General features: G+C 34.1%; 23 protein-coding genes. 8 read left to right on the plus strand and 15 right to left on the minus strand.

What is annotated here, in order from left to right:
* Nucleotides 1-104: 104 nt before the first annotated feature.
* The 8 genes from AABL85_RS12775 to AABL85_RS12810 form a co-directional block, all read right to left on the minus strand.
* Entirely contained in the window at nucleotides 105-839 is a 735-nt protein-coding gene (locus AABL85_RS12775; protein ID WP_341310366.1) for an acyl-[acyl-carrier-protein] thioesterase, read from the minus strand.
* A gap of 77 nt (nucleotides 840-916) precedes the next feature.
* The gene (gene miaA, locus AABL85_RS12780) at nucleotides 917-1,837 is read right to left on the minus strand and encodes a tRNA (adenosine(37)-N6)-dimethylallyltransferase MiaA (protein ID WP_341310367.1); all 921 of its coding nucleotides are present in this window, start codon (nucleotides 1,835-1,837) and stop codon (nucleotides 917-919) included.
* Nucleotides 1,821-2,672, minus strand: coding sequence for an ion transporter (locus AABL85_RS12785; RefSeq protein WP_341310368.1), 852 nt, complete (start codon nucleotides 2,670-2,672; stop codon nucleotides 1,821-1,823). The genes miaA and AABL85_RS12785 overlap by 17 nt, the downstream gene beginning before the upstream one ends.
* A gap of 11 nt (nucleotides 2,673-2,683) precedes the next feature.
* Nucleotides 2,684-4,033: an exonuclease domain-containing protein gene (locus AABL85_RS12790; RefSeq protein WP_341310369.1), complete on the minus strand. Its 1,350-nt coding sequence runs from the start codon at nucleotides 4,031-4,033 to the stop codon at nucleotides 2,684-2,686.
* Between the two features lie 17 nt (nucleotides 4,034-4,050).
* The gene (locus AABL85_RS12795) at nucleotides 4,051-4,722 is read right to left on the minus strand and encodes a YggS family pyridoxal phosphate-dependent enzyme (protein WP_341310370.1); all 672 of its coding nucleotides are present in this window, start codon (nucleotides 4,720-4,722) and stop codon (nucleotides 4,051-4,053) included.
* Between the two features lie 13 nt (nucleotides 4,723-4,735).
* A complete protein-coding gene (locus AABL85_RS12800; RefSeq protein WP_341310371.1) occupies nucleotides 4,736-5,953 on the minus strand; it encodes a DUF1015 domain-containing protein in 1,218 nt (405 codons plus the stop codon).
* Between the two features lie 91 nt (nucleotides 5,954-6,044).
* On the minus strand, nucleotides 6,045-6,932 hold the full coding sequence (locus AABL85_RS12805) for a 3-hydroxybutyryl-CoA dehydrogenase (RefSeq protein ID WP_341310372.1): 888 nt from the start codon (nucleotides 6,930-6,932) through the stop codon (nucleotides 6,045-6,047).
* A 31-nt stretch (nucleotides 6,933-6,963) separates the two neighbouring features.
* Nucleotides 6,964-7,932, minus strand: coding sequence for a Gfo/Idh/MocA family oxidoreductase (locus tag AABL85_RS12810; protein ID WP_341310373.1), 969 nt, complete (start codon nucleotides 7,930-7,932; stop codon nucleotides 6,964-6,966).
* A gap of 150 nt (nucleotides 7,933-8,082) precedes the next feature.
* Here AABL85_RS12810 and AABL85_RS12815 point away from each other — a divergent pair, with 150 nt between their 5' ends.
* The gene (locus AABL85_RS12815; RefSeq protein WP_341310405.1) at nucleotides 8,083-8,724 is read left to right on the plus strand and encodes a protein-L-isoaspartate(D-aspartate) O-methyltransferase; all 642 of its coding nucleotides are present in this window, start codon (nucleotides 8,083-8,085) and stop codon (nucleotides 8,722-8,724) included.
* 241 nt (nucleotides 8,725-8,965) lie between these two features.
* On the opposite strand, the gene smpB is transcribed toward AABL85_RS12815, so the two are convergent.
* Complete coding sequence (smpB, locus tag AABL85_RS12820; RefSeq protein ID WP_341310374.1) at nucleotides 8,966-9,418, minus strand: SsrA-binding protein SmpB; 453 nt, start codon at nucleotides 9,416-9,418, stop codon at nucleotides 8,966-8,968.
* Nucleotides 9,419-9,519: 101 nt separating this feature from the next.
* On the minus strand, nucleotides 9,520-10,110 hold the full coding sequence (locus AABL85_RS12825) for an outer membrane beta-barrel protein (protein WP_341310375.1): 591 nt from the start codon (nucleotides 10,108-10,110) through the stop codon (nucleotides 9,520-9,522).
* Between the two features lie 450 nt (nucleotides 10,111-10,560).
* Here AABL85_RS12825 and AABL85_RS12830 point away from each other — a divergent pair, with 450 nt between their 5' ends.
* The gene (locus tag AABL85_RS12830; RefSeq protein ID WP_341310376.1) at nucleotides 10,561-11,421 is read left to right on the plus strand and encodes a bifunctional GNAT family N-acetyltransferase/NUDIX hydrolase; all 861 of its coding nucleotides are present in this window, start codon (nucleotides 10,561-10,563) and stop codon (nucleotides 11,419-11,421) included.
* Nucleotides 11,422-11,499: 78 nt separating this feature from the next.
* Here the strand turns inward: AABL85_RS12830 and AABL85_RS12835 are convergent, their stop codons facing one another.
* The 4 genes from AABL85_RS12835 to AABL85_RS12850 form a co-directional block, all read right to left on the minus strand.
* The gene (locus tag AABL85_RS12835; protein ID WP_341310377.1) at nucleotides 11,500-12,663 is read right to left on the minus strand and encodes an MFS transporter; all 1,164 of its coding nucleotides are present in this window, start codon (nucleotides 12,661-12,663) and stop codon (nucleotides 11,500-11,502) included.
* Nucleotides 12,664-12,731: 68 nt separating this feature from the next.
* Entirely contained in the window at nucleotides 12,732-12,947 is a 216-nt protein-coding gene (locus AABL85_RS12840) for a helix-turn-helix domain-containing protein (RefSeq protein ID WP_341310378.1), read from the minus strand.
* A gap of 10 nt (nucleotides 12,948-12,957) precedes the next feature.
* On the minus strand, nucleotides 12,958-13,569 hold the full coding sequence (locus AABL85_RS12845; RefSeq protein WP_341310379.1) for a hypothetical protein: 612 nt from the start codon (nucleotides 13,567-13,569) through the stop codon (nucleotides 12,958-12,960).
* Between the two features lie 682 nt (nucleotides 13,570-14,251).
* The gene (locus AABL85_RS12850; protein ID WP_341310380.1) at nucleotides 14,252-14,842 is read right to left on the minus strand and encodes a porin family protein; all 591 of its coding nucleotides are present in this window, start codon (nucleotides 14,840-14,842) and stop codon (nucleotides 14,252-14,254) included.
* A 206-nt stretch (nucleotides 14,843-15,048) separates the two neighbouring features.
* Between AABL85_RS12850 and AABL85_RS12855 the strand changes: the two genes are divergently transcribed.
* From AABL85_RS12855 to AABL85_RS12880, 6 genes are all read left to right on the plus strand, one after another.
* Nucleotides 15,049-16,833, plus strand: a complete 1,785-nt coding sequence (locus AABL85_RS12855; RefSeq protein WP_341310381.1) for an ABC transporter ATP-binding protein — start codon at nucleotides 15,049-15,051, stop codon at nucleotides 16,831-16,833.
* 410 nt (nucleotides 16,834-17,243) lie between these two features.
* A complete protein-coding gene (locus AABL85_RS12860; protein WP_006259990.1) occupies nucleotides 17,244-17,465 on the plus strand; it encodes a DUF2798 domain-containing protein in 222 nt (73 codons plus the stop codon).
* A gap of 3 nt (nucleotides 17,466-17,468) precedes the next feature.
* Nucleotides 17,469-18,125 (plus strand): 3,4-dihydroxy-2-butanone-4-phosphate synthase, encoded by a 657-nt coding sequence (ribB, locus tag AABL85_RS12865; RefSeq protein ID WP_286386082.1) that lies wholly within the window; start codon nucleotides 17,469-17,471, stop codon nucleotides 18,123-18,125.
* A 6-nt stretch (nucleotides 18,126-18,131) separates the two neighbouring features.
* Nucleotides 18,132-18,695: a Crp/Fnr family transcriptional regulator gene (locus tag AABL85_RS12870; RefSeq protein WP_341310382.1), complete on the plus strand. Its 564-nt coding sequence runs from the start codon at nucleotides 18,132-18,134 to the stop codon at nucleotides 18,693-18,695.
* A 120-nt stretch (nucleotides 18,696-18,815) separates the two neighbouring features.
* The gene (locus tag AABL85_RS12875; RefSeq protein WP_341310383.1) at nucleotides 18,816-19,436 is read left to right on the plus strand and encodes a DUF4240 domain-containing protein; all 621 of its coding nucleotides are present in this window, start codon (nucleotides 18,816-18,818) and stop codon (nucleotides 19,434-19,436) included.
* A gap of 95 nt (nucleotides 19,437-19,531) precedes the next feature.
* Nucleotides 19,532-20,131 (plus strand): hypothetical protein, encoded by a 600-nt coding sequence (locus AABL85_RS12880; protein ID WP_341310384.1) that lies wholly within the window; start codon nucleotides 19,532-19,534, stop codon nucleotides 20,129-20,131.
* A gap of 16 nt (nucleotides 20,132-20,147) precedes the next feature.
* On the opposite strand, the gene AABL85_RS12885 is transcribed toward AABL85_RS12880, so the two are convergent.
* Nucleotides 20,148-20,360: a hypothetical protein gene (locus tag AABL85_RS12885; RefSeq protein WP_341310385.1), complete on the minus strand. Its 213-nt coding sequence runs from the start codon at nucleotides 20,358-20,360 to the stop codon at nucleotides 20,148-20,150.
* Nucleotides 20,361-20,391 lie beyond the last annotated feature (31 nt).

Consider the following 20,391-nt stretch of genomic DNA (forward strand, 5'->3'; position numbering starts at 1 on the left):
AATTCTATAATTATACTTTGATAATATCAGAACAAAGGCTAATACGCCTAGATGTATTAGCCTTTTATATTTTAGTATGAACAACGCTGTACTCTAAAGTGTGCCTATTCAATTACACACTGAAAGCTAAGGTTGCCTTCTTCTGAATTGATTAAATAGTGGTTATTTTGATTAACAGATTGTGCTATGCTGTATTGCTGATTAAATCTAAGCTCTTTATTAAAGTGCATATCTATCACAGAGATGTCAGTAGGAGCTGTATCTTTAGCTTTCAAGGCATTAATAACCCATTCAAGGTACTTGATATTAGTTACGTGATTGACCATGTCTAAATCAGAGTATTTCACACTATCTGTTACAAGGTGGTTAACCTTAGGATTTTTGTCAAATGTGGTAAACTCTCCTTTAATACTTTTTTTATCTTCATGTTTAGTAAAGTGATCATGAGTGATAGCCATCACTTCAGGACGACGTCTTACTGTATTCATGATTACCCACATCGAGCTAGCACTTGCAATCAACTCTCCGTTACAGTGTACTTCGAAGTTGCGTACAGATCGAATACCATCTAGTGTTTCTATCCAAGTGGTAATATCAATTCGCTCTTGCCATTTAGGCATTCTATCTATTTCTACTCTAAATTTATAGACTACCCACGACTGATTCGCTTCTTGCAAATCCCAAAAACTAATTCCTCCTAATACTGCATGATTAGAAGAAGCCATCTGTATCATCTTACATAGATCTACTGTTTTAAGTTGTGCATTAATATCACAATCAAAATAATCAATGTCAAAACTCTGTGTATATATAGATGTAAAGTTGGGTGATATAGGCATGGTTTTTTTGTTTTTGTGCTGTTGTTTTTTGTGAAACTGTGAATTTGTGAAATCGTTGTTCCTTGTTTTCAGTTTCCCTAAAACTGTATTTTATCTTCTACAGCTTTTAAGATTTGTTCTGGTGCAGTCATATAATCAAACCACATTACATCAGGAGTACGCTTGAACCAAGTAATCTGACGTTTAGCGAATCGACGTGTATTCTTTTTAATTTCCTCAATAGCGAACTCTAATGTGAATTCGTTGTCAAAGTACGCAAATAATTCTCGATAGCCAACTGTTTGTAATGCATTATTCGCACGGTGAGGATATAAAGCTTCAGCTTCTTCCAGAAGACCATTATTAATCATAATATCTACTCGCTTATTAATGCGTTCATACATTTTTTCGCGATCCGCTTCAAGTCCTACTATGATAGGCGTAAAGTTGCGAGAGTGCTGTTTTATATTTAAAAAACTAGAATAAGACTTACCAGTACCGATACAGATCTCTAAAGCTCTAGTTACTCTTTGTGGGTTGTCTATCGCTACTTTTTCATAGTGAATAGGATCCAATTCCTTTAGCATATTTTGCAAATAAGGAAGCCCTTTCTCTTCTAAGTCTTGATTTAATTGTTCTCTGATACTTGGATCTACATCAGGGAAATCATCAAGCCCATTGAGGATCGCATTGACAAATAGCCCTGATCCACCTACCATGACCTGTATAAAGTTATCTACAAAAAGTTGATCTAATTTAACTAATGCGTCTCTTTCAAAATCTCCTACAGAGTAGGTATCGTGAATGCTGATATTCTGAATAAAGTGATGTGGAGCGGCAGCTAGTTCATCTTTAGAAGGTACAGCTGTCCCTATGGCCATTTCCTTGTAGAATTGGCGGCTATCACATGATATTATATTGGTATTAAAATGTTGTGCAAGTTTGATTCCTAAAGCTGTTTTTCCAATCGCTGTAGGGCCAATGACAACAATAAGATAATTGTTATTTTTCGTAGACATCTCCTAATTTTTGACCGCAATTATAGCAGTAGTTTGCATCATCATCATAGATGGTAGTAGTACATGTAGAACAGTTTCTTCTTCTCTTGGCATCTAATCTATTGCGTTTGATATTAGAGAACTCTGCTGTCACAATACCTGTAGGAACGGCGATAATACCGTAACCCATAATCATAATGAAAGAGGCTATCATTTGACCTAGTGGAGTCTGTGGAGCGATATCTCCATACCCCACAGTGGTAAGTGTTACGATACACCAGTAGATACTTCTAGGTATACTCGTAAAGCCACTTTCTTTACTTTCGATCACATACATTAACGCACCTAATAAGATAGACATCACGAGAACGAAGTACACAAATACTATAATTTTTGTTCTACTAGACTTAAGAGCTAGTTTTAAGTGTGATTGTTGTCCAATGTATGGAACAAGGTTTAATATACCAAATAAGCGAAGTAAACGCAGTGCCCTTACAACAGTAAGTGCTCTAGAACCAGGAATAAAGAACGATAGATACATCGGTAAAATAGATATAAGATCTACTATTCCATAAAAGCTAAAGATGTACTTAAGCGGTTTCTTATTACAAAGAATTCTAAGGATATACTCTAAGGTGAAAAATACGGTAATAATCCACTCACAGATCACTAGACCTGTGTGGTGTTTCATATCATAACTCTCTATCGATTCAAGCATCACTAGAAGTACACTCATCAGAATAACTGCTAGTAGTACGATATCAAATAATTTACCTGCAAAAGTATTTGAACCATAAATAATGATGTAAATCTTCTGCTGTAGGATATCCCATTTGTTTTTTAATCTGCGTCTCACAAAAACTGTTTTTAGTAGTGAATTAATTTGTAACCGATCTTCTTATTTAGATAATTAAGAATGATATTTCTATTGTTTCTATTAAATAAAATTGGCGTTAAATTGGCTGCTATTCGTTCTGGGGCGTTGATTTGGTGGTTTAAGTTATAGAAGCAATATCCATTAAGCTTCCCTTTTTCTAAAGCAACAGCACTCTTCTCATCTACTTTACGACCTTTATCTACTATAAGGACACGATCTTTATCAATATCATAAGGTTTAAATAGTTCAAGTATATTGGCATTGAACTCTTCTCTTGTCGCGATAAAGTTAGTGAAGAAATTATCTGCTGTTATTTTAGTTGATTTTTTTTCATATATAAATTCTACATAAGGTAACTCTTGTTGACCATGAAATATCTTATGTAAGAATTTTCTAGCTTCATTAGGCGATGTAAACGCCATTAGATTTCGTTTTCTACCATCTGTCTTTTCGATAGATAAATATAGATATCCCTCTAAGTTAGTCTTTAAATAAATAGAGTAGGGGAATACACTCTTCTTACTGACTTTATTGTACTTTGGTTTATTGGTATTAATTTCTTCAGCTTCTTTTAGGAGTGCGATGAGTTCGGTACCTGTTTTTTCAAAAGTAACAGTATAAGTTTCTTGTTGTATTTTTTTAAATGTAGGCGAGTTACTTGTAAAGTGTTGTAAGACTTTCTTTCTAATATTTTTGCTCTTGCCAATAAAAATTATATTACCTTCTTTGTCAAGGATATAATAGATCCCCACAGTAGAAGGTAGAGTATCGACAATATCCAAAAACTTGGGGTTAATCCCCGTCTTGATATCTGACTTTATCATAGAGGTTAAGATTGTCTTTTCCTTATCCTTAGTAAGAAGTAACTCAAATAACTTTTCTGTTGCCATAGCATCTCCATTAGCACGATGTCTATCCGCAATAGGTATGCCAAGTGATCGGACTAATTTTCCTAAGCTATAAGAAGGCATATCCGGAAGTAGCTTTTGTGATAGTTCTACTGTACACAATGTATTACGACTGTATTCATAGCCGAGTCTTTTAAACTCATTGCGCAGTACTCGGTAATCAAATTCGGCATTATGAGCTACGATCACACAGTTTTCCGTTATTTCTATAATGCGTTTAGCTATTTCATAGAACTTCGGAGCTAGCCGTAGCATAGCATTATTGATTCCCGTAAGTTTTACTACGAAAGGTTGTATCTCCATTTCTGGATTAACTAAACTAATAAACTGATCTACAATCTGATTACCATCAAATCGATATATAGCAATTTCGGTGATTCCTTCTTCATTAAACTGCCCACCAGTTGTTTCTATATCTAAAACTGCGTACAACTTGTCCTTTTAATAAATTAATAATTACGACTACCGAAGATATTACTACCTATTCTAACCATCGTACTTCCACATTCTATTGCTAACGGATAATCGTTACTCATCCCCATAGAGACAATGTTTAAATCCAGGTTATCTTTTGTGCCGTATTTCTCTTTACACATTGCAAATATATTACTTAGTTGTGTAAATTCTTTCTTTACTTGTGTTTGATTATCAGTAAAAGTAGCCATACCCATTAAACCAACAACTTTAATGTTCTTAAGACCAGTAAATTCCTCACTCGAAAGAATTTCTAATAATTCAGCCTCGTCTAAACCAAACTTAGTATCCTCCTCAGCGATGTATATCTGTAATAGACATTCAATAACGCGATTGTTTCGCTTCGCTTGTTTGTCTATTTCTTGTAATAGTCTGAAGCTATCTACTCCATGGATAAGAGAGACAAAGGGAGCCATGTATTTCACTTTATTGCGCTGTACATGCCCGATCATGTGCCATTGGATATCTTTAGGAAGAGCTTCATATTTGTCAGTCATTTCCTGAATCTTATTTTCACCAAATACACGTTGCCCTGCCTCATAAGCTTCTACAATATCCTCATTAGGTTTTGTTTTAGAAACGGCAACAAGAGTAACATGAGCAGGTAATGTGTTCTTAACGTGTTTTAAATTCTCTGTAATTGACATAATTTTTATCTTTTTAAATTTCGTATATAAAGAGACCATTCATAAATTTAGGCTCTATATATGTGCTTTTTGGAGGCATGATAAGATCGTTATCTGCCACCTGTTTGATCTCACTTACATTTGTAGGATAAAGCATAAATCCCACTTCGTATTCACCATCATCTACTAGTTCTTTGATTGTAACGATTGATTCATTACCAGGAACATAGTCTATACGAGCATCATTTCTCAAGTCGTCTAGTCCTAATATAGGGTGTAGCACTTCATCGTATAGTATTTGTGCATCTAGCTGTTGTAAGATGCAGTCTGTTTGTTTGATATCTTTTAGTGTTAAGGAATAGAAGTCTCCATCTAAGTACATCCCGAACTCCATTTTCTTAGTCGGTTTCCAAAGTTGTTGTTCTTTATTGACCACGTGAAACTTTTCTTGTAACAGTTTTAAGAATTCTTCTTTGGTATGATTGTTTAAATCGTGTATAATGCGATTAAACTCATAAATTTTAATATTGTTTTCAGCGATTAAATATGTCATCACTGTATTATTATGAGCAGGTATTCCGTTAGAGTGTTCTGCTTGTAATAGTTCTGCTGAAGCAAAACGGTGATGTCCATCAGCGATATATAGCTCTTGAATATTTTCGAACTGCTCAGTTAACCATTGAATATCTTTATCTTCATCTATTTTCCAGATTGTATGTCGTTCTCTAGTTACAGTACTAAAGTCATACAATGGTTTTTCGTGTTTTTTATTGATAATCCACTGTTCTATATGCTCTTGATCAGGATACATCATCAGTACGGGTTCAGTATTGAATTTACTGTGATATAAATACTCCTTAAATAGTCTTACACGAAACTCTAAGGTGTCCTCATGCTTTTTGATTACATTACTCTGGTAGTCATCTATAGAAGTTCCTGCCACAATACCTGTAAAACTCCAACTTTTTGTACTGATTTGATATAGATAATAAATAGGTTTATCTTCTGTAATCAGAATACCTTCTTTTTTGAAGTCGTTTAACTTCGCTGCGACCATTTTATAACGCTTGTCATAAGTAACCTTAGAAGGATTTACATAAGCAGGGTTTAATACGTGCAAAAAAGAGAAAGGGTTGTAGTCTAAAAGATAGGCAATCTCAACAGCATTGTAGTCTTCAAATGATCTACAGCTTACTAAGCTTACTTTATCTCGGGTAGGGCGCAAGCCTTTAAAAGGAATTATTTTAGCCATTATAGTATGGTTTCAAAAATATCAAAGACAACCAAAGTTTAGTTTGGTTGTCTTTTATTAGTATTTACTAGTTTACAATAACACTGGAGGATTAAGCGAACATCTTTGCTACTTTTTCTGCCTTTTTGCTTTCGCTATAGTCGTAGAATCCTTCTCCTGATTTAACTCCTAATTTACCAGCCATTACCATATTTACTAATAGTGGACATGGAGCATACTTAGGATTTTTAAATCCGTCATACATAACGTTAAGAATAGAAAGACATACATCTAATCCGATAAAGTCAGCTAGTTGTAATGGTCCCATAGGGTGAGCCATACCTAACTTCATCACAGTATCGATTTCTTCTACACCAGCTACACCGTTATAAAGTGTTTCGATAGCCTCATTGATCATCGGCATTAAGATACGGTTCGCTACGAATCCAGGGTAATCATTTACCTCAGTAGGAACTTTGTCTAATGTTTTAGACATATCCATAATTGCTTTAGTCACCTCATCACTCGTGTTGTATCCTCTGATGATTTCTACTAACTTCATGATAGGCACAGGATTCATAAAGTGCATACCGATTACGCGTTCAGGATTCTTCACCACAGAAGCGATTTTTGTAATAGAGATAGAAGAAGTATTAGATGCTAATATTACATTCTCGTCACATACTTCACTTAGTTGTCTAAAAATATTTAGTTTTAACTCTACATTCTCAGTAGCAGCTTCTACTACTAAGTCAGCATTAGCTACGCCATCTTTAATATCTGTATAAGTAATGATGTTTTCGATAGTTGCTTTTTTGTCAGCTTCAGTGATGCTTCCTTTTGCAATCATACGATCTAGATTTTTAATAATCGTATTCATTCCTCTTTCGATAGCAGCCTCTGATATATCAATTAAAAGAACTGTGAAACCTTTTTGAGCAAATGTATGTGCAATACCATTTCCCATTGTTCCAGCTCCGATAACAGCAATTTTTTTCATAATGGTTAATTTATATTTTTTGATGTTAATTTTATTTTTTCTCCATTGCTTCGATGATTTGATAAGCTAAGCGCAGGGCTTTAGTACCATCATCTAGTGTTACGATAGGAGTCGTTTTATTTACTATCGCGTCATGGAATGTCTCTAACTCGTCTAAGATAGCATTATTAGCTAATACTTCTGGATTGTCGTAGTAAATTTGTTTTTTAACTCCTTCTGCGTTTTGAAGAATCAGATCAAAGTCACCTGGTACTTCGGGAGCTTCTTTCATTTTTACTACTTCACACGTCTTCTCTAAGTAATCTACTGAGATATAAGCATCGCGTTGGAAGAAGCGCGATTTACGCATATTCTTCATTGAGATACGACTAGCAGTGATATTTGCTACACATCCGTTTTCAAACTCTACACGAGCATTAGAGATATCTGGTGATTCACTCAGTACAGCCACTCCACTAGCACTTACGTGTTTCACCGGAGATTTAACTACACTTAAGATAGCATCTAAATCGTGAATCATCAAATCTAGTACCACAGGTACATCTGTTCCTCTAGGGTTAAACTCAGCTAGACGGTGAGTTTCGATAAACATAGGATTTTCTATCTTTGGACGCACGGCGATAAATGCTGGATTAAAACGCTCTACGTGACCTACTTGTCCTAGCACATTATATTTAGTAGCTAATGCGATAATCGCCTCAGCTTCTTCGATAGTTGTCGTGATCGGTTTTTCTAAGAATACATGCTTACCAGCTTCAATAGCTTGTTTAGCACAGTCAAAGTGAGAAAGGGTAGGAGTAACGATATCTACTACATCTACTGCCTGAATTAATTCTTCTATAGTATCAAATTTTCTATAGCCAAATTCTGCTGCTACTTTTTCAGCATTCTCTTTAAAAGGATCGTAAAATCCTACTAGTTCATATTTTTCAGATTGGTTAAGTAAGCGTAGGTGAATTTTACCTAGGTGGCCTGCTCCCAATACTCCAACTTTAAGCATAAAACTATATTTTGAAAACAAAAATATAATTTATTTGTTTAAACTTTCAATAAACCTCCTTAAAGTTTTGTTCAATTGTATTCTCAGGGCTTATACGGATTGCTTTTGTTAGAAAATATTAGTTATTTTGTGGGAAATAATAATTTAAACGTGAGAGATTCTGCAAAACATCAAGGTCTTAGAAACCAGTTGGTTGAAGTGCTTAAGCAAAAAGGAATTATTGATACTAATGTTTTAGATGCTATCAAGAGAGTACCGCGTCACCTATTTTTAGATTCTAGTTTCGAGGATTTTGCATATCAAGATAAGGCTTTCCCTATAGGAGCTGGTCAGACTATTTCGCACCCCTATACTGTAGCTTTTCAGTCTCAACTATTACAAGTAAAGAAAGAGGATAAGATCTTAGAGATCGGTACAGGTAGTGGGTATCAGACCGCTGTACTAGTAGCCATGGGGGCTAGAGTATACAGTATCGAGAGACAGAATGAACTGTATAAGAAGACGGCAGCATTATTGCCAAAGTTAGGGATAAGACCTAGATTAACTACTTTTGGAGATGGGTATAAAGGACTGCCTAATTATGCTCCTTTTGATGCTATTATTGTAACTGCCGGTGCTCCTTTCATTCCACAGGCTTTATTAGGGCAAATCAAAATAGGGGGAAGACTGATTATTCCTATTGGTGAGGAGAAGCAAATCATGACAGAATTAATTAGAATCAACGAAAAACAGTTTGAAAAATACGAACATGGAGACTTTAAGTTCGTACCCATGCTGGAGAATAAGAATTAGTTTGTTTTTTTGTGATTTTGTTGAGCATATACAAACTACATCTATAATCTATATAGACAGTGGTACGGGCGTAATAGCCCTTCTTACTCCTGGTTGATCAGTTAGAATTTCCTGGTCATAATCCTGGTCCACAAACAATATCCGTAATGCTACGAGCGTAATACTTTACTCCCAAACTAAAAAAACAAAAAAACACCCGAAATGGGTGTTTATATACAGTATATCGTAATTAGTAATTAATTTAATACGATTTTTTAAGTCTATCTAGGTCGCGTTTATTGTCGCGGTCTTTGATTGTTTCTCTCTTGTCATAGTTCTTCTTACCACGAGCTAGAGCGATATCCAGTTTTGCTCTACCTTTATCGTTTATGAATAGTCTAAGCGGGATGATGGTCAGACCTTTATTCTGAACATCTTTTAGTAGAGATTTTAATTCTTTTTTGTTTAAAAGAAGTTTTCTCTCTGTTTTAGCTTTGTGATTAAAGTGTTTACTATATGCGTATTCTTCTATCTGACTATTGATAACGAATAATTCGTGTCCTTGAAACTCACAAAAGCTTTCAGCGATATTTGCTTTACCTAAACGTATAGACTTAATTTCAGTTCCAGTTAATACAATACCAGCAGTATATTTATCTAGTATTTCGTATTCGAACTTAGCCCTTTTGTTTAAAATGTTTATTGTCTTTTGCATAGGACAAAAATAACAATTTTTTAAAGTGTATCTAATATTATTGCACAAAAAAAGAGTTGTACACTAGTACAACTCCTTATATTGTATAAAATAGAGTTCTATTAAATGAAGAAGAATCCTAAAGATACCATCCAAGTGTTTGGTTTAGAACCAATTTCTTTATTTGTTTTGCTGAAGCTTCCGTCATAAGAAACGTCAAGAGTGAACTTAAATACATCAACACCAACACCTAAGCGGTAACCGATATTGTTTTTGTCAAAGTTGTCAAATTTTACAGTCTCATTAATTTTGCTTCCTGAGAATTTATCGTCAAAAGTATTTGTATAAACTCCACCTGCAAACCCTCTTACGCTAACTAATGGTAAGTTTATAAACTTATGTCCAATTACTACTGGAATCTCAATTTGTTTTGCTTTTACGTCAAAAGAACCATGATCACCTTCGAACTTAGAGTTTTTCTCAGAGAAGAAAAGTTCAGTTTGGATATACGTTTTTTTGATATCAAATCTAGCCATAGCACCTAATCCATAACCTGTAGCTGTTTTACTACTGTAATCTTTTAGATCAGTAGAAATGTTAGTGAAGTTAGCTCCAGCTTTAATCCCTACGTGAATTGGAGAAATCCCTTGAGCAAAAGAAGTAACTCCTACAAACATAAGAGCACAAGTAATTAATTGCATGATTTTTTTCATTGTCATTTTTTTTATATTGAAAGACAAAATTAAATAAAAAGTTAATTATTTGAAATATTTTCTTTATTGATATTGACAGATTTACATAATATATACACAAAGGGCTGTTTTTTTATGATAAACGGTTGCGTTGTTTTTGTATAGAAATAGAATTTTCAGTTTATAGCTGATATTATGAAAATGTATTTGATGCTATATTTACTGTACCTATTGATTTACTGTTTTTTACAAATGTATTGTCATTGAATATCTTAAGTAAGGATTTGATAAACAAGATTATCCTTATATTGCATTTTAAAAGGAAAAATTGTTTTATATATTTTTATAAGAGTTTGACTGTTAAGTTATATCATTGGATTAATAGGGGGCTTTGTTGTAAATAAAAAAGAATAAACGGGATTTTAAAGTCATAAATATTACATTTGACTATCTTGTAACAATTACTATAAAATGACTATTTCATACCAAAATGCTACAGTAGCAGATTGTGAATTACTAACAGAGACAGCATTAACTTCAAAGAGATATTGGGGATATAGAGAAGAATATATGTCGATGTGGACAGATGATCTAACAATCACAGATATTAATTTTAGAAAAGGAGAGCTTTTTAAATGTTTTTGTGCAGATGAATATATTGGCTTTTTCGAATTAGAAGATAAAGGACCTTACTTGCGTATAGACCATTTTTGGTTATTGCCTGTACATATCAATAAAGGGTATGGACGAGTGATCATCTCTCATATTAAAGCGATAGCTAAGTCTAGGGGATATAAGTATATAGAGGTATATGCAGAGCCTAATGCAAATATCTTTTATGAGAAAATGGGAGGGGTATGTGTAAAGCAGGTTTTAACCAGTGTACCTGGTCGTATGATGAAAGTGTATCACCTACCTGTCGTAGAAGAAAGTTGGGTAAACCTTGATACAGCAGGGCTTGTAGTGGTAGACAACAATAAGCTATTACTGGCATATAGCAACAATAAAAAGGCTTGGTATCTACCAGGAGGCAAAATTGATGAAGGAGAGGGAAGCAGGACTGCTCTTATCCGAGAGATAGAAGAGGAGTTAAATCTAATATTAGATGTAGATAGACTGACTTTTTTTCATCATATCACTGCTCCTGCTTATGGAGAGAAGCTTAATATCATGATGCAACAAGACTGTTATGCGTATGAGCTGAATGGTGAGCGGATAGAAGCGACCAATGAGATAGGGGCTGTGAAGTATTTCAGCTTAGAAGAATATAAGAAAGAACCAATACAGGTACCAGGGGTACTGATGGTATATGAGGTATTGGGAATGATATAAAAAAAGCTAAAACACCTTGTTTTAGCTTTTTTTATGGTAGTACAAGGATGATTTATTAGTACTTATTTTTTGTTTTAATCAAATTTTAGAGAGCATTATAAATCTTTTTCTGAATGCTATAAAAGCAATAAATAATATACCACAGCAGATTCCCATCGTAAGATAAATGCCGATGTGCTGAATCAAAAAGCTGCCTAATAGCGCGCCTAGACCTATCGAGGTGTTAAAAATAGAGACATATATAGCCACTGCATTCTCTACGTGATCAGTTGCTAACTGAATTACGAATGCTTGAAAACAAACAATCAGACTAGAGATACTAGCTCCCCAAACAAAAAAGAGAATATAAAGTATTAGTTCTAAAGAGATGAAGTTGTATAATATAAACAGGAGTAGGACTGTCGCTATAGTCTGTATGGCGTACATAATAATGTTTCTCAAGTATGTATCGATATATTTCGTAAGTAACATATTACTAATAAATCCTGCTAGTCCAAAACAGAGTAAAAGCATAGAAATACTCGCTTCGCCTAAGTGAAGTGTATTGCTTAGCCAAGGTTGTATAAATGAATAGATAGTAAAGTGTGCTGTGATAGTACAGCTAGCGATGATTAACAAAGCCAGTATATTAGGCTGGCGAAAGGAATGAAAAAGGTGTTGCTTGCTTTTTGTAGAAACAGGCTCTTTTATCGCAGGGATTAGTAGGAGAAGCCCAGCTGCACTACAGATAGCCACAATGCTTAATCCTGTATAGATTTCTCTCCAATGGAAGTAATTATTTAGGATATTAACGATAGGTACACAGAATGAACTGGCAAAAGAAACTCCTAAAAATACAATGGCAGTAGCTTTAGCTCTAATGTTGTTTTGAACCAATAGGCATGCTGTCACTGCAAGTAATGATAAGAAGGCGCCATTAGCAAAACCCCCTATAAATCGCGCAATGTATAACGTCATAATCGATTCACTCATAGCTGTAATGAAGTTGGCAAAACCGATGAGCATTAGTATTAAAGTGAGAAATATCTTTCTGTTGATACGACCAAATAAGAGAGGGGTGATAAGTGCTACAGCTGTTCCGACCCAGGCGTATATCGTAACACTGAATCCGATTTGACTTTCTTGGGCTTGAAGATCGCTAGACATAGTAGACATAATCCCTAATGGGGTAAACTCTGTACTGACTGTAATAAAGGCGCAAATAGACAATAGCAATAAGGCAAGTAAATTTTTTAAACTCATTATATCCAAATATTTTGAGCCCAAAACTAGGAATTGCACAGTCAATAAAATTGTCAAAAAGGGCTTAGTTATTGTCTAAATTGGCTTTGGTGAGATTTTCTAAAATCTAGAGGTGTTTGACCTACTTGCTTACTAAAGAACTTGTTGAAATGTGAGATGTCTTTAAACCCTAATTCATAAGCAATTTCTTTAACTAATAAATTATTGGTATAAAGCATTCGTTTAGCCTCTAAGGCTGTGCGATTATAGATAAACTGTTTCAGACTCACTCCTGTGTGTTTCATTACTAAGGCATTAAGCGAGCGCTGATTGATATTGAGTTGATCTGTGTAGAATAGTAATTTCTTTTTTTTGTCTATAGTTAGTATCTACTAGTTTAAACACCTTATTTACAATTTCTTTTTCTGCTTCATCTACATATACTGTTTTTCTGTTTTGTAATTCGCTAAGGTGCCTTAACAGTGCCTTAAGGTATAAGGTTATTAACTCATTTCGATTAGTAGTGTTATACTCTGTTAATAGAAGCTTGATTAATAAACGAATGGGGAGTATCACTTCTTGTTGGGCATTAAAGTGAAAGTGATGAATCGAGAAACTGTAGGGGTGTGAAGCTCCTAATAGGTCAATAAAATAGTCTTTAGAGAATTGTAAGACATACCCTTTTAATTTTGTATTTTTAAATGCGTGTATCTGGTTAGGCGTAAGAATAAGGATATCATTCTTATTGATCTTAAGATCGATAAAATCAACTGTGTGAAAGGTGTTATTATCTATATTTTCAAACCAAATAACCTCAAAATAATCATGTCGATGTAAGTGAAAGATAGAAGTCAAATTCACTTCTTCTAAATCGACGATACGGAAAGAGGTATCAGCAGCGAGGTTTACTTGTTCAACATTCAACATTTTTTATCTACTTAATTCAGTATTACAAAAGTAAAGCTTCTAACTACAGTTGACAACTATTACTAATCAGATCATAAAGGGAAAGAAAAATAAGGCGTAAAGCAAGTGCTTTATTACTATTATTAATTTTTTTGTATCTTCGTATAAGATTCTTCTTTATATCAGCACTCTAAGAGGTGTCTGTCTCAGTCAAAATGATATAAAACAAAGTAAATGTAATTTGTTTTTAATAATAAAAAACACCATTTCTTCAGGTGTTTTAAAAATCGCTATTCGCGTACTTATACCAGTCGTTTCTTTAAGTTACTTTCTTCCTATCTCTTTGTCCATGCAGTGTTAGAGCATAATTGGTGCTGTTTTGTTTCCAAAAAGCCTTGTTTTGGGAAGAATACAGCAACAATACCTCAAGAGGAGTAAAGCAACACCATTCGGAGCCTTGATTTTATTAGGGTTGAGCGTATTCTTACTTGTTTTTTGTCTTAAACTTAGGTTCATTATGCGAACAGTAAAAAAGACTAGTTGTAATAAGTAAAGGAAGTGAAAATGATATAAATCAAATATTGATAATACATTACGTAGAAAAGCTAGAAATATATATTGAAGAACATTACATATCGACAAGATACAAAAATAAAGGTTCTTATCACGTGATAAGAACCTTTATCGTTATGTTTTAATAGGATTAGAATTTATACCCTACAGATAATTGGAATACACCATTTTTAGATTTAAGCTGTACACCATCAATTTTTTTAGCAAAATCAGTTACTCCTACATTATAGCGAGCATCAAAGAATATACCCATTGGCAATTCATAACCAGCACCAAAGTTTACACCAAATTCGAATCCTTTTATTTCGTCTTTGACATCCTCACTATCAACTTTTGCGTTTACGTTAAATGCAAATTGTGGTCCAGCTTGTATGTTTAGCCCTTTAACTATGTAATACTTTGCCATTACAGGGATTGTAATATAGTCTAGTTTTAAAGTCGTTTTTCCGAAGTCAAAATTGCCATTTCCGTCAATTGCGAAATCAGACTTAGCTCCTTGTGCAGAGTATAACAACTCAGGTTGAACAGAAAATTTTTCTGTGATGAAGATCTCTGCTACTGCACCTACATGCATACTTGTACGTGATGATAGTCCATCAGAGTTAGTAAGGTTAGAAACGTTTAAACCAGTTTTAGCCCCGATTTTCACATCTGGTTTTTGTGCGTTTGCAGTTAAACTAATTGCTAATACAGCAATAAGTGATAAAGTAATTTTTTTCATAAAATTATATTTAAATTTATGGTAAAATTAGTTTAATTATTTTAAATAAAATCACTATTTATTAGTAAATATTTTAGAATATTACGGTATAACTTAATAGAGAAAATATTAAATTACGGAACTGCTATTTTATCTCACTAAGGAAATTTAAGAATTTATTGACCTAAATCAATACTTTCTATTTAGAACAATTCTATCTTTGCAGCATGAATTTGATAAAAATACTTAAACAGATAAAACCTTTTGTAATGCCTTATAAAAGGTTAATAATAGGAACTTTAGTATTGACGGCAGTGGGCTCTTTTGCCGTTCAGGTAAACGCTTTGATTATTCGCCATATGGTGGATACTTTAAATGAGGTAGTTACTGGGGTACAAGACTTGGCTTGGGGATATAAGATGCTTTTGTTTAGTAGTGTGGTGTTAATCGCAAAAGAAATAATCAATGCTTTTATACAGTTTGGGCAGAAGTTTTTCGGAGAGAAATTGCGTATTTATGTCTCAAGAGATATTTCTCAATTGATTGTGACCAAGATATTGACGTATCGCATGGCGTTTTATACCTCTGATGAGAATGACAGTGGAAAATTGCAAACTCGTATTGACCAAGGGATAGGGAGTATTACTCGTCTGATACAGAATTTCTTTATCGATATATTACCACTTTTTGCCAATGCTATTGTGGCATTAGTGTTTATTTATACTGCTAATGTCTATGTGGGACTGGTTAGTACTGCTATGATTCCTTTGTACTTTTATGTCAGTCAGTTACAGGCGAGTAAGCTAAAAGGGTTTAGACGAAAAATGCGTAGCTTTAGAGAAAATAAAAACAATGGGATTATCTCTTTAATCAATTCTATTACGGTAATTAAGTCGTTCGTCAGAGAACCTTTAGAAGCCGAAAAGCATGAAGCAATTCAATATGATATGACAGAGAATCAATTGCAAACAAGACGTATGAGTTTTGTATTTGATGCTGTAAAGGGGTTCATTGAACAGTTTGGGCTTGTGGTGATTATTCTGATGACAGCCTATTTCGTATTAAAAGGTGATATGACTGTGGGGGCGATTATGTTTCACGTTCTGTTATTCAATAACGTGACAGCGCCTATCAGACAACTTCACCGTATTTATGACGATGTAAATGATGCCATGATTTACTCAGAGAGTTTCTTTGAAATCATTGAGGCTGAGCACGAGGTAGAAACCACAGGTACTTATGTGCCTACAGAAATAAAAGGTAAGATAGAGATAAAGAATGTCTCTTTTGACTATCCAAACGGGACAAATGCTTTGAAAGAGGTGTCTATGGTAATAGAACCCAATAAGACTACTGCATTAGTAGGGCTTAGTGGGGCTGGTAAGAGTACGGTGATTAACTTACTGGATAAGTTTTATGCACCTACATCAGGGCAAATCTTCTTAGATGGTGTAGATCTAAGAGAATACGATACTAAGGAATTGCGTAAACACATAGGGCTGGTACTGCAAAAGAATCATATCTTTCAAGGGAGTATTGCTGAGAATATCCGCTATGGAAATCCGCATGCTACGATGGAAGAGGTGGAATTAGCTGCTCAGAAAGCGTATATCCACGAGCAGATTACTGAGTTGCCTCAGGGGTATGAGTCTGATGCTCGCTTACTCTCAGGTGGACAGCAACAGCGTATCGCTATCGCTCGTTTGTTTTTAAAAGATCCCGCTATTATATTTTTAGACGAGCCTACTGCCAGTTTAGATGCGATTGCTACAGAACAAATCAAGAAAAGTCTGGATGCGATTAAGGAAAACAGAACAGTGATTATCGTCTCACACAGTATCTCTCAGATTATCGATGCGCATGATATCGTGGTTATGGAAAAGGGAAGAGTGGTAGAGAATGGTAAACACGAGGACTTGTATGAGAATAAAAGTACGTATTACGATATCTTTTCTGCTATGGCTAATAGCTTAAATTTAGAAAAAATATCTCAGACTTTGCATCAAGATTAAACGTAAAACATTTATAAAATTAGGTTGTGTAATAGAGCCACTGCGTACGCGGTGGCTTTATTTTTTTGAAAGTCGTTTTATTGACTTATGTCAATGTTTTAGGATTGTAGACAGTTGATATTTGCTGAACCAAAAGATCATATTATTAGTGTCTCTCAAGAGATAAAGTCGGAAAAGCTAATAATTATAGTTCAAAAAAGATACCGCCAACCTGATATAAGATTATACATATTATGTGATTTAGACTCTCACAAGTATAGGTTGTGTAATAAAACCACTGTTTAGGCAGTGGTTTTATTTTTTGAGTGTGTACTGGGATTTTTTAATTGGTTTTATTTTTTGACTTACGTCAATGTTTTTTAAGGGTAGGAAGAAGAACTTTGTCTCATCAATAAATAAAAAATAAAAGAATAAAAACTAAGTATTATAAGTATGTGAACACATTATTTGTGGTTATTCCGATGACCCTTATAATGGCCTTTGTAGGGTTAATTAGAAATTATGGTTTTGGAGACGGATGGTTTTTTATGTTTTTAAAAGCATGGAGTGTAATGTTGCCAGTGGCATATGCGTCAGCCTTTCTAATTATTCCTCGAGCACGTAAATACGCAGAGCGATTAATAAAAGAATAATATATGAATACATTAGAAAATGCCCTAAATCAATTTGGTTGGGACAGTCAAGAAAGAGTAAATCAAGCATTGAGTTTTTTAAAGAGCGGTAAAGGTGTTCTACTATTAGACGATCAAGATAGAGAGAATGAAGGAGATATCATCTTCTCAGCACATCTGATGTCAGAACAGGATATGGCGATGATGATTCGCTACTGTAGTGGAGTTATCTGTCTATGTCTGACTAATGATAAGGCAGACGAATTAGAGCTTCCTTATATGGTGACAGAAAATAGCTCTAGATTCCAAACACCTTTTACAGTAACTATAGAAGCTGCAGAAGGGGTAACTACAGGACTATCTGCTGCAGACCGATTAACTACTGTAAGAGCAGCAAGTGATAAGAATGCTAAACCAGCTGATCTAGCACGTCCAGGACATATCTTTCCTTTAAGAGCAAAAAATGGAGGAGTACTAGAGCGCAATGGACATACAGAAGGAGCGATTGATTTAATGAAATTAGCAGGTTTACCTCCTCAAGCGGTATTATGCGAATTAATGAATGACGATGGTACAATGGCTAGATTACCTGAGGTAGTAGAGTTTGCAAAAGAACACAAAATGATGGTGTTAAGTATAGCAGACTTAGTATATTACCGTACTTTTGTTACAGAAAAATAATGAGTAATGAAGCAACTAATAGATTATATACAAGATAGAGTTGAATTAAATAATCAGGAGCTAGATGTGATACTCTCTTTTTTTCACTATGAGAAATTTAAAAAGGGAGAGCAGCTTACATCTGCTGGAGCGAGTATTCAGAAGCTTTACTTTGTGTGTAAAGGGTGTTTGCGTATATTTTATATTAATGAGGCAGGGCAAGATGCTACGAGATTCTTTGCTTTTGAAAATCAATTTGCTACAGCCTTAGTGAGTTTTATTAATAGTTCTGCATCATCCGAATATTTACAAGCTTTAGAGATAAGTGAAGTGTATTCTATTACCCACGCTGATTTTTACAATTTGTTAGAATTAGTACCAAAATGGGAGAAGTTCTACAGGCAATATTTAGAATTCGCTTATATCAATAATACCAATAGATTACACGCTATGGTTACCATGGATGCAGCAGAGCGATATAATGAACTACTCAAGTTAAATCCCCTTATCGTACAGCGACTACCCAATAAGATAGTTGCTTCTTACTTAAATATATCTCAAGAAACTCTGAGTAGAATAAAATCTAAATAAGTCGGATTATTTATTTTTCCCCCTTGACAGTGTGTGATGTCAAGGGGGATTTTTTTAGGATATATCAAGAAAAACAAGACAAATAAACTTGTATCTTAGTAGAAGTAAGGACAAGTAGATATGAATATAGATTTAAACGAACAATTCTTTTGGGAATTGATAACGAAAGCGGACACAAGCACTAGTTGGGAGGATTATGATATCGATGAACATATCGATGAATTAATAGATTTATTGACAGAGTTAGAACCAGAGGAGATGATTCTCTTTGAATTGACTATGCGCAAAAAGATCAATGAACTGAATAAAGTAGAAATAGCAGAGTTGAGTATTATATTAGAAAACAGTTTTGAAGTAGAAGATGGAGAATACGATTTTGACGATTCTATTTCTACTGATGGGTTTATCTATTTTCGCTGTTGGTTAATATTAAGAGGAAAAGAGTTCTACTATGATATACTATCAGATATTAATGCATTTGTAAGTGGTAAATACACATTTGATATTGGGGATACTTGGGGAGAGGGGTTGATCTATGTGACTGACTCTGCTTATGATGCTAAGTATGGAATGGAAGATTCTAGTTTCGTAACAGATACGGTAGACGAGTTATACCCTGATGTAGTTCACTATGACATGGCAGATGTTAGTTGGAGTAGAGAACCTTATAGTGGTAGAGAATTACAGTTACACTATCCGAAGTTAGTGACAGAGATAGGAGAGTTAAGAAGTGAGGAGTAGTTTTTATAGAGATAAAATATACTATAAATTAGAATTATAAATTCTAAAACTTATTTTTGTGTATAGAATTACAGGATATTCTATTTGATTAAATAATGAGTTACACAAAATTAACTAAAGAGATAGAGAAGCATTATAAACAACTTGGTCTCCAATATCATTATAATGCTTTAGAGATTACGCCAGAAGAACAAGAGGAGAAAATAAGAAAACACGATGAAATAAGAGATATTATAATCGCGCAGTGGAAAGAGGCTAAGCGATATAAGGAGCTTATCTCTTGTGCTCATGGAGGCTGGTATAGCTATGAGGAGTTTAATGAACCTCTAGCTTTATATTTTGTACAGCAAGAAGAGTTTTTAGCGCTTAAGGTATTATGTGAGCGGGGTATTCGCTTTAGAGTAGAGGATATATTAAGTACACTAGTAAGAGCAGAAGAAGACTTTCCTAATATCACGAAGGAGGAAATGGTCAAGTTTAATCTAGAGCTTTATTTAAAGAGCCAGGTATATCATCCTGTAGGAGAAGTGGTAAAGTACAGAGGTAAAGCGTTAACCCTAATTGATCACTTGATTCGATATATAGAACAAACGAGTGAATCAGAGTATTTAAGACAATTAAATATACTTAGAGAGAAAGTATATTCATTAGAAGTGAAGAAATCAGATTTAAAATATTTTAAGCATAGGTTATAAGTAATCTATGCTTTTTTTATTCATTTTTTAACTGAGCTAACATTTCGAAGGCATCTACGAATTCTGTTGAGTTCTCTATGCGATCAAGTACAATGTTTTGTTGCCATTGAGGAATGTTAGATGATTCTTCTTCTGTTAGATAATCAATAAACAAGTCAACTTCTCTAAGTAAATTCTCAAGTTTATAGTTAACTCTCTTTAACCTTTCTGATTTGTTATTATTGTCCATATTACCAGTTTATAGTTGGTTAACTTGTTGT

This window comes from Myroides odoratimimus, assembly GCF_038039805.1.
Lineage (GTDB): Bacteria > Bacteroidota > Bacteroidia > Flavobacteriales > Flavobacteriaceae > Flavobacterium > Flavobacterium odoratimimum_B.